Origin of the sequence: Methylomonas sp. 11b, from assembly GCF_000515215.1 — a bacterium.
Taxonomy (GTDB): Bacteria; Pseudomonadota; Gammaproteobacteria; order Methylococcales; family Methylomonadaceae; genus Methylomonas.
Map to the genome: position 1 here is coordinate 2,535,347 of NZ_KI911557.1, position 14,238 is coordinate 2,549,584.

Below are 14,238 nucleotides of genomic sequence, written 5' to 3' on the forward strand. Positions count from 1 at the left end.
CCCACTAAATGGCTTGGCAACGTTCCGCAATAATTCTGCCGATAGGAAGTGCGGAGGTTGCGGCCGGCGAAGGCGCATTGCAAACGTGCAGCATCCGCTCGGTCTGCTTAAACAGAAAATCGTGGACGGCCAGGCCCTCATCGGTAACAACCTGAGCACGGATACCCGCCCGGAACGGCAATAAATCTTCGACGCTTAACGACGGGCAATATTTGCGGCATTTCCGAAGGTAAACCCGTTTGCTCAACGACGTCACCAACTCTTGCAGCGCGTGGTGGCGGTAGCGATAAATCAATTTCCAGAACCCGGAAAATCCTAAAAAATCTGCGCAATCTCGCCGGGAAAACGATAACTTGGGATAGCCTTCGCGGGCGAAACCAATCACCGCGTTCGGCCCCACAGTCACGCTCCCGTCTATCATACGGGTCAAGTGGATGCCCAGGAACGGCAGCGCCGGGTCGGGCGCAGGATAAATGAGGTGGTTAACGACCGCGTTTTTGGATTGCGGCAATTGAAAATATTCGCCGCGGAAGGGCACGATACGAAAATCAACATCCAGACCTGCCAAGCGGGCCAACCGGTCGGCTTGCAAACCGCCACAGACGATCAATTGGCCTGCGCGAAAGAGCTCACCGCCGCCCCCGACTTCAACGTAATGAGCACTCTCCTCAATGCGATCCACCTGCAAACCGAAACGTACCACTGCACCGCCTTGCACCACTTGTTCCGCCATTTTACGGCATACCAAGCCGTAATCTACAATCGCCGTTTCCCGGCTATACAAGGCAGCAACCCCACGAATATTTGGCTCACTGCGGGCAAGCTCAGCTCCGTCAAGGCGTTCCAATTGCAAACCGTTAGCAAACGCGCGGTCGTATAGCGTATTGATCCGTTCGTGTTCCACGCCATCAGTCGCTACGATCAGCTTGCCGCACTCGTCGTAGGGAATCCCGTGCGCGCGACAAAAATCCTTGGTCGCGACCAAACCCTCCCTACACAGACGCGCCTTCAGGCTCCCCGGCTCGTAGTAAATACCTGCGTGTATGACGCCGCTGTTGTGACCGGTCTGATGTCGGCCGGGCATCTCCTCTTTTTCCAACAACAGAATGCGAGCGTCGGGATGACGTTCCTGCAGCGTCAGTGCAGTTGCGAAACCGACGATACCCCCGCCGACAATACAAAAATCAGAAAACGTCGTCATGTTGCCCCTTCAAATAATGCCGCTCGAGAACAGCGCAAGCCTCGGCAAGCGAACATATCGCCACAGTCGGCCGGACGTTGTCGACATCCTCGCCTAGCAACAGCGTCACGCCTACCCCCGCCGCTTTTGCGGCAACGATATCGGAATGTTTGTCGCCTAAAAGCAGAGAACGGGACAGGTCCAAACCAAGTTCATCGCGGGCCCGCAACATCATCCCCGGATTGGGCTTGCGTTCGAAAGACTCACGTTTGTAGTCGCCAACACCATGCTCGGGATGAAACGGACAAAAATACACAGCAGTCAACGGTGCGCCTTCTGTCGCGAAACGCTCGCTCATCCACGCCGTCAGCACATGAAATTGTGCTTCCGTATAAAAACCCCGTCCGATCCCGGCCTGATTGGTCACCACCACCAGCACCAAGCCCAACCGGGTTGCCAGTCGGCATAGGTCGAAAATGCCATCAACGAAGTCGAAATCTTCGATACGGTAGACGTAATTTTTTTCGACGTTGATGACGCCGTCGCGATCCAAGAATAATGCGGGCTTAGCGTAAGTTTTCGTCATAGAATGGCTGACCCATCAAACAAACGGTTTCAGCAAACCGTGAGCCGCCAGTTGCCGACCCAAAAACCATACCCATAACGATAAGCGCCAGCGCAACGGCAAACCTTTATCTAAAAAAATAAAACGTGTGATATAGCTAGCGACGCCAACCATTCCATGAGGCACTGAGCTCGGAACACAATCATCCAAAGCGGCCTGCACTTTTTCCTTCTGATTCACTTGAGATAATGCCCGAGCGCCATTTGCCCGCATGGTTATTAACGACAAGAAATCTCCATCATCTGCAAACCTTCCTCGCTGCCGGTAGGTATCGTCCAGGGGCGCCTTCCCTGCCCGATAATGCATATGCTCGAATATCAGCTCAGGTAAATAGCGAATACGTTTAAGGCCCAACTTCTCCAAGCGCTTAAAAATATCCATAAGGTGATAATCGATGAAGGCCCCTTTATATACCATTGGAAAAGGCTCTCGTAAAATCTCGCACGTTTTTCGAGAAAGGATGGGGAATGTGCAAAGATTTCCTTTCTTAAATAAATCGTTTCCATAGGCCAGATAGATACGATCCGGAATACTGTCATGTAATTGGCGTATTATGCTATCCCAGCCACGAGTGCGAATAATCATGTCGTCGTTGGCAAGAACGATAATATCCCCACCAGCCATTTCATAACACGCGGTGTTGTATGCGCCCATGGTTGCCCTAGGTCCTATAATACGTTTAATCGTTAGCCCGGGACATTCCATCGAGTGGCTAGTAAAATCATCCTCATCCAGGTAAACAATAACTTCCACATATTCCGGATACTCGCTATTCTCAAGAACACTTTGTAAAAATTCGTTGGCGCGTTGCAAGCGGCCGCGGCTAGGTAATAGAAGGGAAATCAGCGTATTTTTCATAACGCCCCGATACCATCTAATTTTTCAAAAAATCCAGCCGAGCTTAAATAAATCATTAAACAAAATTTAAAGTTGACGATCAAATATTCCTCGCTCTCCAATTTAGAGATTTGATATTCCGTTTTTCCATAAACTAAGGTAGTTTTAGCGCGCAACAATATTGGCACCAACAGACGTTGCCTTTCGGCAACATAAACTGAATCATAACAGCCTTAGTTTGACAACACGAGTTGGAATTGTAACTGAATCCTTTATACGGCCAGACTTGAAGACAAATCGCACCTTCTATAGCCAATCCCCAATAAAAGCAACCAGATCGATCCCCCCAACATCAAATATAGACAAATCAAAAAGCGAGAGATTGTAAAAAACTCTACCTGCCTTTGCAAAGCTGTTGTTGGAACGCAAGTCGTTGGATTGCAATCTGTTTCGACAGTTTCAATACTCTTATTGCGAAGGCTTTTTCGAGGCGCCCTCGGGATATTGGCTACTCCCTGAATTAGGCAGCAAGAAAAGTAAGGATATCCTTGACAACATATACCTCCCGTAGACGCCTACAGTCGTCAAGAGTAGGGCAATCGTCAAAATGTAATTGATCCAAATCGTCGCGGCGGTCCATCGGGAGCCTCCTGTAAAGCGGAATGTCACCTCATGGTGCCCGGGAGTCAATTCTAAGGCCTTAAAGGCAATATTGGCTGGAAGAATTGGCGCGGCATGACCATCGATCTGCGCTTGCCAGCCAGGATGCAGGCTGTCCAAATAAATGAGGAAACTGTTTGAACCGGACGGCATATCAATATTGGCTATCAGTTGGTTGGCACTGAAACGGCGAATTGTGATTACGTCCGAAGAAACGACTGATGGTGAAGTTGGCATCGCGTCGTACCGCCTTGGATGACTAGTCTGGACGACTGGCGTTTCGTAAAGAGTCGCCGCAGTATTCACGATATGTCTCGCCTGGGCATCGTTATCTGCGACAACGGGTGTACGGGCTAAATAGAGTTTTGGCGTTTCGCAGCCAATTGCTGCCATTAGTGCAGCATCTTTTACTACGCTTGCGAGCGTGAAATATTCCTGCGGAGACTGCCCATCCGTTACGGCAAGACGTGTCTGGATAAGGGAATCAAACGACGTACTTGTCATATCCACGCGGTGAACAGGAAAACACAGGTCGAGCGACAAGCTTCCATATCCCAAGCTGTTGCGCGCCCCCCATACGTCCATCAGGGATAACCGGTGAATGATGTCTTGCTCGATTTCTCTTCGACGCTTCGGGCTATAAAGCAACGGACGCACATCGTAGGCGTGACGGAGAGACTGCCAGTGCCTGAACCAATTTGGCGTCATGGCCGGAGCGTACCACTCCAGCATGAACTTGTAAGTCATCATTTCCAGCAAAACGCAAACCACAAGACTGGGACCCAGTATGTCGTGTGCAATGCGCTCAGTCCTTAGCCCAAATGCCACCAGGACAAACAGAAGGACGATAACCCACTGCAAGTAGTGAAAGGTGAAAGGTATATCCAGGCTGGAATCAGTCACATAAGCATACCGCCATCCGTGCGCGGCATCGACCATCACAAAAGCTGCACCCATTACAATAGTGAGCGCTGTAAGGATTAATGTGTTGCGCTTGCGTATGGATATGCTTTCCAGATAATGATCAACACCAAATCCCGAAGCAACGATAAGCAGAATCTTCGCGACCGGCGTGACAAATCCGATGTGGCGGAATTTATCCATCGCCGGAAAAAACCTATAGGCAATTTCCGCCACTCCCCCCGAGGTACCTAGAGAAAACAGCAGCACCAACCCGGCTAAAAGCATGAACACCCCAAAGACCTTTGTCCTTGCGTGTACCAGTGCAAATATCAAGAACAGTATGGTGAACAGACCGCAGTAGGCAGTAAAAGCAAAGCGAACCGGCGCTGCATAGATGAACTCCATAAATTTCACGGGTGATACATACCCCCCATAAGTTAAGAAGATATCCAGCCCGACGGACCCGTTGGACTGCCGCAGGGAAGTGAAGCTTTGCATGCCGTCGATTACATGCAGGGCAAATTGAACGTTCATAACAGCAATGACCAGCGCTACGCAGACGATTAGCAGCCCTCCTGGATTAGGAACCGCAAAGCTTAGAAGTGACGATATTTGAGGCCGTAGTAGAAGCAGCCAGATACAGACGAATGCGCACAGTGTGGCCGCAATGAATATCTGCGTATAAAAAAGCCCGCCCAGCGTCATCGCAATCAGCGCGAATGCTAAGTGTTCCAAGCCTCCACCACGTAGAAACCGGGCGGTGTGATACAACATCAATGGATACAGATAAATCAGGTGGAAGTTCCAATGAATCTGCGTCCCCCAAGAAACCGAAAGCACGCCAGTGATGCCAATGATGATAGGGCTGATGCGGTGCCGATGGAAAAGCGAGGACAGTTGGTACAGACCATAGAGCAGCAGAGCTTCTTCGAGATAAAGTCCGAACCGAAACAGTAATAGAGTGTCAGTGACGGAAAAGAGTTTTCCCAAAAAAACTGCCGCATAAAAGGCCGGCGTGAACGTGAAAGCATAGGCAAAATCCGCCGTGACGCCCTGATTGGTAAATGGTAACCAAAGTGGAAACTCATCCGAGAGTAAAAATTCACGATAGACCGTACCAAACATCTGGAAGTTAATCATCGTGTCATGAGCCAATGGCAGATTGGCTGCTGCAAGAGCCCAAAATAGGCAGGCATGCAGACTCAGAATGATGACTAGGTCAGAAGGCAGGTAGTTGCCTATAAGATTTTTAGGAGTGCTTTCAGTCACGAATTACTACCGCTTCCACCTGACCGTTGAAAAAATAGCGGCCGCAATAATTTCATTTGCGCGTTCAGTCGTATGGGCGAAATCCAGAAACACCTCACTTTGTCTATTATCAAGAATACTTCTCAAATCTACCGATATAATTCCATTGGCATTCAATGCGTCACTCTGGTTAGCAAACTTGTCGATGCTGTGCGTATATACAAACTCCATTCCTGGTGGGGTCAACAAGAAGTTATCAATAAGAAATTGCTCGTGTTTAGTGCGAGATTTAAGCGAAAAGATGGACGGTTGAAGAAAATGATAAAAATCAGCTCCCGACGTTTTGCTGTATTGATGCGCTAACCGAATATTATTGGCAAAATTCTCGCTTGCCTTAATCGCCCTTGCGTTTACCTCTTCGGCATTACGCGTATTTAGAGGGGGCGACTTCTGTTTGATATATTTGAGCAGTTCGGCAAAGTGTATTAATTTTACTTTCTCTAAAACCGGCAATATTTGTGATTCAAGGACACCCGGTTTTTCTGAATTCCGTAGAGTGTTTATGTTGAGACCATATTCGTAATCGTTGTATACGTTATATATAATATCGCAGCCACCATCGAAAAATATTACGATATCACCTTTTTTTAGCGTTGTTTCGTGTAAGAAAAGAAGTTGCTGCTTGGTGTTCATCGATGAGGCACCGTAATTGACGACCTTATATTTAGTCGTAATTTCGTTAATCTTGCGCTGCACTATGCTTGGGATAGTGTATTCGTCCGGTACTTCCTGCGAATATATTGTGGACGCGCCATAGATATACACAGTATTTGTCGCGTCTTCCGGGACAAACGCAGTCCGGCGGTGCTCGTCAATCACATTGATATACTTACCTTCAAAATTTACTAATCTACGGACTTTATCATCAAATTTTGCTTTTTCTCCGTTAGAGGATTCATGAATGAATTCCGCGCTAAAGTAAGGCGAATCAGAATATGCCGGTGGTTTTTTTGCCCGAAAAACCCACCGGGACTCATATACCGGCAGTTTTTTTATAATGAGCTGGCTACATACTTCTATTAAATAGGTCGTAACTATAAGAGTCACAAGGACAATTATCAAATTAGATATTTTGTCGAATTTCACCGTCACCAATACTTCCTCTCGTAAGGTTTGTTATTGTTCTTTAAAGGGTTTGAGTCCAATCATGCCTATAAGCAACGTCCTCAATCTTATCGGTTGATCCGGTGTTTCCAGTCTCTGCGCTTAATAGCCGTTTTGGGTCGTAGGCGGCTTATGGGTAAAGCCTTGTTTCGTGCGATTCGTCAGAAATCGAAATAGATAAAAGCCGCCGTGTTTCCTTGGCTTACTGTAATCGCCATAAGCCAACAGAAAACCAGCGCAGTCCATAGAAGCTCCGGCCGCAAATAATGGGCCGCAAATTTGACCTTCCGGATGTCGTCAAACCGATGTAGCGCAAAGAACACTAAGATCAACAACAACGGAAAAATATTATTGTGGGCGAATGAAGCAATCCCGCCCCAACCGCCGATAAAGGGGGCAGCCCAGATGTTTAGCGCTTTTGCAATAGTCGGGCTACGAAAAAAGACCGCTGCAAAAGCGAAAAAATGAAATGTCAGCAACACTCCAATCCAATCGGGCATTTTGCCGGATGGCAAACCGCGTAAGACGGGCCGCAACAAATAATTAACCGATATACCGATACCGTGCAACAAGCCCCAGATCAAAAAGGTCCAATTCGCACCATGCCATAAACCGCTTAACAGCATGGTGATCAATATATTACGGACGGCCTTGAACCGTCCGTGCCGGTAGCCGCCGAGCGGTTGAAAAAGATAGTCACGAAACCAGAATGAAAGCGTAATATGCCATCGAGTCCATAAGTCGCTAAGCGAACGCGCGGCGTACGGGCGGCGGAAATTATTAGGCAGATGAATTCCTATCGCGAGCGCAAGTCCAATTGCCATGTCCGTATATCCGCTGAAGTCGCAATATATTTGAACCGAGAAACCGTAAATTGCCAACAGCGCATCCGGCGCACCAAGCGTTCCATTCTGTTTATAAACATCATCGACCGCAAAACCTACTTGATCGGCAAAAACCAGTTTTTTTACCAAACCGAGCGAAAAGATTGTAAGTGGCACCGCAAACCGGCGTAACGTGGCGATTCGCTGCCGCTCGAGTTGCGGCAACAATTCGGCAGGGCGCAGAATCGGCCCGGCAATCAGGTGCGGAAAAAACAAGACGTAGGCAAGTACCGTCGATAGGGAGGATGTCGCCTGAAACCGACCTTTGTAGATATCGATGACATAGGCTGCGAGGGTAAAAGTGACGAAAGACAAGCCAAGCGGCAATGGCAAATTGAGCAAATTGTCGTGCATATCAACAAACGGTCCGATCAGTTCCCTAAAGAAAAAATCAGTGTACTTGTAGAAAACGAGCGGCAAAAATAAACCGATGACGGTTGTAACCGCCAGGCGTTTGCGTGCGACTGGATTGACCGCGCCATTCATACAAATTACGCCCAAGTAGGCGATCGCCGTCAATAAGTATGGCAGCCATATGTATTCGATTCGCCACCATCCATAAAAAATCGTGCTGCCAAGAATGATCAGGTAAATTCTAAATTGCTTGGGAATGACGAAGTGGAGCAGGAAGTAAACGGAAAAAAATACAAAAAACACCGGCGAACTAAATAGCATTCCTTATCCTGTTTACTTGTTGACTGAGGCGTTGCCTGATTGGGAAAGCATTGGCTGGATTGCCTCGGCCATTAGTCGGTGGCCGAGTGCGTTGGGGTGCGGATCGGTCGGCGTCGCCCAGATATCTTTCTGAGGCACACCTTTCATTGTGGGCAGTTGGTCGCAATAAGTGTATCCATACTCGGCGGATACTTGCTTCATGATGTCATGGACAAACCCGAATTTGTAGTCAACTAAGTTGTATGTGATGGGCGTCATGGCCAGATATATACGAATATTGTTCGCTTTGGCATACTCCGAAAGCTGCTTGAGCTTTTCTTTCATTTTGAGCATGCCGGGCGCCTCTGGCTGATAGACGTCGCGATAGTACTGAACCATCGATTGTTCTCCATTCTTATCGAAGAACCGGTGATAAACGCCCCATAAGATCACCGCCAGTTGACTGTGACGTAACAGCAAATTATCTCCGCCAGCAGGTAGATCTTCGGCGTCGCGCAGACAATAATGCACGACGATATCGGTCGGCTTCAGATCGGCAAGTTCATCAAAAAAACGGGAAACGTAGCGCTCCGTGTTGTAGTTGCCGACTCCGGCGTTAAGCACTTGCACAGGCTGTTTGTCGATAGCGTTCAGCGCCTTCTCAAGCCTAACTTCAAGGGTATCCTGTTCAGGAACACCCCAGCCAAACGTGATGGAGGCGCCGAGAAAGAGGATTCTTCGTCCGCCAGGCGGTAAAGGGGAAAGCTGACCACCGCGCAATCCATGCTCGTTAAGGCGAATTTCGACATTTTGCAATATCGCGGATTTCGACTTAACGTGATCGAAATCAAGCATAGGCTCGGAACGGCGGATTTTTAGCTCTTTGCCGTAGCGCCACATCTCGATATCGTAGTTGGTCATCGAGCTGTTTTTTACGCGCAAGAGGCCTTCTGCGAGACCTAGTGAGATTACCAACGAAATACAGACTAAAGCAATTGAGTGAAATTTTTTATTGGTTTGCCGCATAAAAACTTTTGAGAGAATTTGAATATAAATCCGGGCATCCCAATTTCAAAAATCTTCGTTGTACTTGGCGTCCCGCATGCAGTTATATATAGATTGTGTTCCGCCGAAGCTTGTAGTTTGAGCGCCTTTATTATCGAGAGAATTTATTAATGCCATAACCTGCTGCTTTTACCGTAATTCGCCGGCCGCCTTTAAATTGACCACTATCGAGCGGCGCAATTAATCCAGCTCAAAGGCAGGGCTGTCATTTATTTTCAGGCGGGCATCCTGTTTTTCTTTGTACAGAATGTAGTTCTCAATAACCAGCAATTCGATCTCCGAGCCCATGAAACAACGAAAAGCATCTTCGGGACTGCAAACAATAGGTTCTCCACGAACATTAAAACTGGTGTTAACGAGAACAGGGCAACCGGTCCGTGCTTTGAACGAGGATAGGAGTTCATGAAACCTCGGATTGGTTTCTCTATCCACGGATTGTATTCTTGCGGAATAGTCGACATGGGTCACGGCCGGTATTTCGGAGCGTTGTACATTAAGCTTATCGATTCCAAATAGCGCTGACTCCTGTTCCGTTATTTTTCTGCGCTTATTTTCGGCTACATTTGCAACGAAAAGCATATATGGGCTATCACAATCAAGCTCAAACCAATCAACCATATCTTCTCGTAATATTGCCGGCGCAAAAGGACGGAAGCTCTCGCGATACTTGACTTTGAGGTTTAACGTTTTCTGCATCACTGGATTGCGAGGATCTCCGAGTATAGAACGGGCCCCGAGCGCGCGAGGGCCAAACTCCATACGCCCTTGAAACCATCCCACGGCTTTTCCCGCTACCAAAGCATCTACGGTGGCCTGAATCAAATCGGAGTCATCTAATTTTTCAAAGCCAGCGCCAGCATTGACGAGTTGCCGTTCAATCTCACTATTGCTGTAACTCGGCCCAAGGTAGCCGCCCGACATCGCATCACGCCCGTTTGTTCGGCGCGGCTTGTTAAGGTGTGTGTAATAAGCAGCCAATGCCGCGCCAACAGCGCCGCCGGCATCGCCGGCGGCCGGTTGAATCCAAATTTTTTCAAATTTACCGTCGCGCAAGATTCTGCCGTTAGCCACGCAATTTAGAGCCACACCACCGGCAAGACAAAGATTTTTGCTGCTGTTTTCACTGGAAAGGCTACGCGTCAAGCGAAGCACTATTTCTTCGGTAACCCATTGAATAGATGCCGCAATATCCATGTGCTTTTGCGTCAATGGCTGATCCGGATTTCGAGGCGGCTCACCAAAAAGCTTGTAGAATTTCTTGTTGGTCATCTTGAGGCCGGTGCAATAATCAAAATATTGCATATCCAGCCGAAAACTACCGTCAGCCTTCAGATCAATGAGTTTATCCAGAATAACGTCGGCATATTTTGCTTCTCCGTAGGGAGCCAACCCCATCACCTTGTATTCACCTGAATTAACTTTAAAACCAAGATAATAGGTAAACGCTGAATATAAAAGGCCAATAGAATGAGGAAAATGCATCTCTTTCGCCGTCTCCAAGCGATTCTCGCATCCGATCGATACTGAAGTCGTTGTCCATTCGCCAACGCCATCCATTGTTAGCACAACGGCTTCCTCGAATGGTGAAGCAAAAAAAGCCGAGGCGGCGTGACTTTGATGATGTTCAGCAAATAACAAACGGCTTTCTATACTCGGATCTGCACCCAGCTTTTTCAACTCATCCCGCAATACTAACTTTTGAAAGAGCTTTTCTTTCAGCCAAATCGGCATTGCCGTTAAAAATGATTGAAAACCACGCGGAGCAAAGGCAATATAGGTTTCAAGAAGTCGTTCGAATTTTAAAAAAGGCTTGTCGTAAAATACAACATACTCAATTTGATCCAGCTTTTTACCAGCCGCATTCAGGCAATATTCAATCGCGTTTTTAGGAAAACCCGCATCGTGTTTTTTGCGCGTAAAACGTTCTTCTTGCGCGGCGGCGATTATTTGCCCATCTACAATCAGACAGGCCGCACTATCGTGATAAAACGCCGAGATACCTAATATGTTCACGGGTATTTCGGCAAATTTCAAAATATGGCGTAAATAAATGGCGCTATTGCGGAGCCTTGGCTTAAAACAACCAAACCGCCGACCAAGGCTAGCACGAATATGATTGGCAATAGCCAATACTTCTTTCGCATGGATAGGAAAACCCAAAGTTCTCGCAAGGTATTCAGCATCGCTAATTCCACATTAAAATTGATTTTTCATATTTTGTTGTTTAACCACAACAAGCGGTGTATTTTGCCAATAGGTTGACGATTTGCGATCAACTTTCAGCTTAAGTAAATCTTTTTTGAGGAAGCGCATTAATAGCCCAACCGGCAGAATAGTTAATAAGAAAACGACGCCCATTATGATGGGATTAATTAAATAAGATAAAACGAGGCCGAAACGATGCCAAAGATTGTTAAGAGGTCGTAGTGGTGCTACCCAAAAATATGCAAGGATAAGCAAAACTGCAGCAAAGAATAACCATATCATCCACCAATGATCGTGCAAGTCATGGGATTGATATAACCTCAAAAAACCTATAATGCAAAATATGGCAGCAAAAGTTATTCCAAATCCGCGTTCACTTGGTTTTTGTGCATTCTCTTCTTGGCGCGAGTTTTCAAGCACGTAGCCTGATCGTTTATAAGTGGATTTTCTCATAGATTTTGATACTACCGGCACTGGCCGATACGGCGTTTAACCATTGGCAAAAAGTGGTCGATAACACTGCGGAACAACGCTATCCCATTGCTCGACGCCTCATCCAAATAGCGTGAAGGATGCTAATCAACACCCCGACTCCCGCATCCATCGCGACGATGACCGCCAAACTTTTTTCCTGCTTATTATTTGGTTGGCCAGATAGGCAATACAAAAAAGCACGCCAGGAACAAGAAAATCGAGTGCGACACTCAAACCATAGATGAACTCAAGAGCGGCCAATTCAAAACCGGATGAATTTTGTTCGTTAGCCTGTTGTATTGAAAGAATATAAGCTATTCTCTACGGTATGTTTTGTTATCTATTCAGACCAGGATGATAAAACAATGCATCTCGCAATATGGATTTTAATAAAACAAGAGCGCTCTTATATTTTCCTAGCACCCCAGGATGGGCTCGGCTTCCTTGTACACCTATCCTAGGAGGTTCAGAAGAAGAAATTTCCGTTATCTTCAAACCGTACCTCGCACCACGGGTTAATAACATTATTTCCGAAAACTCACTCTTGAATTTATCTATTTCCAATGCATATAGATGAGACTTTTTGAATGCTTTGTACATCACGAGCCCATCTGTGTATTTTGTTGAGAACAGTATATTAATAAGATGGGTAAAAAACTTATTGGCAATTCCCGATGCGAAATCGTCATCTTCCGAAATTGCATCGCCTTTGTATCTCGATGCTACAACTATATCATAACCGTCGTTTATCTTTTCAATTAGCCTTGGAATATCCTCCGGAATAGAGTTGCCGTCCGGCGAAAACGGAATAATGACATCACCTTTAGCCAATTCAAACGCCTCCCAAAAAGCAGCTTTGACTCCTTTTGATTCTTGGTTAACGACGTTATATCCTTTAGAAACAAGGTATTCTTTTGAGCCATCATCAGAACTGCCATCAAGAATCAATATCTCGTCACACCAACTTTTGTCAATACGCGGCATTATAACCTTTAATGCATCTATTTCATTTTTTACAGGAATAAAAAGCGTTGTTATAAATTTTAATTTCGAATTATCCATTTTATTCTTCAAATAAACAGCCGCATTATACCGCAGCTTGTCACTCGTTTTTTTTGATTTTTAATAAAATCCAACAACAATATGCTGTCAAATAATTTTTTTAAAATTATATAGACCAATACAATGGCGAGTTATAGCATAAACAACCCCATCTTGACTAACGCGCACATTAATAACAATCCTATCATTTAAATTGGTACTTCTACTTTAACGGAATAAATAGCGCCACGAGACTTTAGTTATATCAAAACTCCCTTGAAACTTCTGCCGGCAAGAAAAATATCGCTATTTGGGATGCTGATGCGCCATCTTATAATTGATCGATATTTATCTTTTTCATAAGTAAGCTCATGACTATTAATCAGGTGTCCAAACGTTCTAATAAACTCCAATATTCTATCAAATCATGCGGAAACAGATGCTTTGCGAGAAAAGATTGGCGCATGCTTTCATATCGCGTTAAACAATCTTGATAGGCATGGGGCCAATTATTCACCACCCGCCTTAATTCATCTTCCCACCCTGCTTCATGCAACTGAATACAGCATTCAGCAATACAGGATTGGTCTTGAGTTCCAATCGAAACCGTCGCCCGGCCGCAACGCAACGCGGCAATGATGCGCATCAGTGAAAGCCAACGCCAGTTGGGTCGCTGGGGAATATTCAACACGACACGCGCTGACTCGTTGAGTCGGTCTCGCCCCTTTCTCGGTAGAAATTTTGACGTTTGCGCCAACACAAAACGTTCAGCAATAGCCCGTAGCGTTTGATCCCGAAACGCAGTAAGTGCGCCGGAAAAAACAACTTCGTGCATCGGCTCCTGATTCGTTAAGTCAACACTCAATAATTCGGGAAACGGTAGGGTTCTGACTGTAAGGCCGGGAAACATACTCCCTGACCCAATTAATTCGGGCAGATCTCCCAACACAAAAACAGCCCGGAAATAGGGCACGCAATCCATGAGATTCTTAATTCTCGAAACTTGAGTTGCCGGGTGCATGTAATCATTATTGTTCCATAATCGGTCGCCATGGATGAACAATTCGTCCCCAACCAGATCAAGGTGCTCGGTCATGATAACGGCTACTCGCTTACCGGTGCGTTCGCAATAATCGATGAGCGTCCTGCTGGTCATTTCCGAAAAATTCTCGATGACCACGTTTAGTGCAGTATCCTTTGGGTTACGCCCCATTGTTACGGGATAACCATGCTGCTGCATTATCAGAAAAAAGAACTCAATCTGATCGCTAATCATTTGCACGGGGTGGTTATATACC

Annotated in this window: 12 protein-coding genes; all 12 read right to left on the reverse strand. The window is 46.4% G+C overall.

The features are described 5' to 3' along the window. Positions 1–4: 4 nt before the first annotated feature. Entirely contained in the window at positions 5–1,201 is a 1,197-nt protein-coding gene (lhgO, locus tag METH11B_RS0112180; RefSeq protein WP_026602247.1) for an L-2-hydroxyglutarate oxidase, read from the reverse strand. Continuing rightward, the gene (locus METH11B_RS0112185) at positions 1,185–1,766 is read right to left on the reverse strand and encodes a D-glycero-alpha-D-manno-heptose-1,7-bisphosphate 7-phosphatase (protein ID WP_026602248.1); all 582 of its coding nucleotides are present in this window, start codon (positions 1,764–1,766) and stop codon (positions 1,185–1,187) included. The genes lhgO and METH11B_RS0112185 overlap by 17 nt, the downstream gene beginning before the upstream one ends. Before the next feature lie 15 nt (positions 1,767–1,781). Further along, positions 1,782–2,663, reverse strand: coding sequence for a glycosyltransferase family 2 protein (locus METH11B_RS26715; protein WP_026602249.1), 882 nt, complete (start codon positions 2,661–2,663; stop codon positions 1,782–1,784). Positions 2,664–3,110: 447 nt separating this feature from the next. Then, positions 3,111–5,474, reverse strand: coding sequence for a hypothetical protein (locus METH11B_RS0112200; RefSeq protein WP_155931115.1), 2,364 nt, complete (start codon positions 5,472–5,474; stop codon positions 3,111–3,113). Between the two features lie 6 nt (positions 5,475–5,480). Beyond that, the gene (locus METH11B_RS0112205) at positions 5,481–6,605 is read right to left on the reverse strand and encodes a hypothetical protein (RefSeq protein ID WP_026602251.1); all 1,125 of its coding nucleotides are present in this window, start codon (positions 6,603–6,605) and stop codon (positions 5,481–5,483) included. A gap of 173 nt (positions 6,606–6,778) precedes the next feature. After that, a complete protein-coding gene (locus METH11B_RS0112210; protein ID WP_026602252.1) occupies positions 6,779–8,176 on the reverse strand; it encodes an MBOAT family O-acyltransferase in 1,398 nt (465 codons plus the stop codon). A 12-nt stretch (positions 8,177–8,188) separates the two neighbouring features. Beyond that, positions 8,189–9,076 carry an SGNH/GDSL hydrolase family protein gene (locus METH11B_RS0112215; protein WP_026602253.1) on the reverse strand — a complete coding sequence of 296 codons (888 nt, stop codon included), beginning with the start codon at positions 9,074–9,076 and terminating at the stop codon, positions 8,189–8,191. Positions 9,077–9,400: 324 nt separating this feature from the next. Continuing rightward, positions 9,401–11,233 carry a carbamoyltransferase family protein gene (locus METH11B_RS0112220; RefSeq protein ID WP_036277433.1) on the reverse strand — a complete coding sequence of 611 codons (1,833 nt, stop codon included), beginning with the start codon at positions 11,231–11,233 and terminating at the stop codon, positions 9,401–9,403. Between the two features lie 17 nt (positions 11,234–11,250). Beyond that, positions 11,251–11,403 (reverse strand): DUF5989 family protein, encoded by a 153-nt coding sequence (locus METH11B_RS29780; RefSeq protein WP_313732599.1) that lies wholly within the window; start codon positions 11,401–11,403, stop codon positions 11,251–11,253. A 13-nt stretch (positions 11,404–11,416) separates the two neighbouring features. Continuing rightward, on the reverse strand, positions 11,417–11,878 hold the full coding sequence (locus METH11B_RS26720) for an SxtJ family membrane protein (RefSeq protein ID WP_026602255.1): 462 nt from the start codon (positions 11,876–11,878) through the stop codon (positions 11,417–11,419). Between the two features lie 357 nt (positions 11,879–12,235). Next, positions 12,236–12,961: a glycosyltransferase family 2 protein gene (locus METH11B_RS26725; RefSeq protein WP_026602256.1), complete on the reverse strand. Its 726-nt coding sequence runs from the start codon at positions 12,959–12,961 to the stop codon at positions 12,236–12,238. A 361-nt stretch (positions 12,962–13,322) separates the two neighbouring features. After that, the gene (locus METH11B_RS0112235; protein WP_155931116.1) at positions 13,323–14,216 is read right to left on the reverse strand and encodes a hypothetical protein; all 894 of its coding nucleotides are present in this window, start codon (positions 14,214–14,216) and stop codon (positions 13,323–13,325) included. Positions 14,217–14,238: the final 22 nt, after the last annotated feature.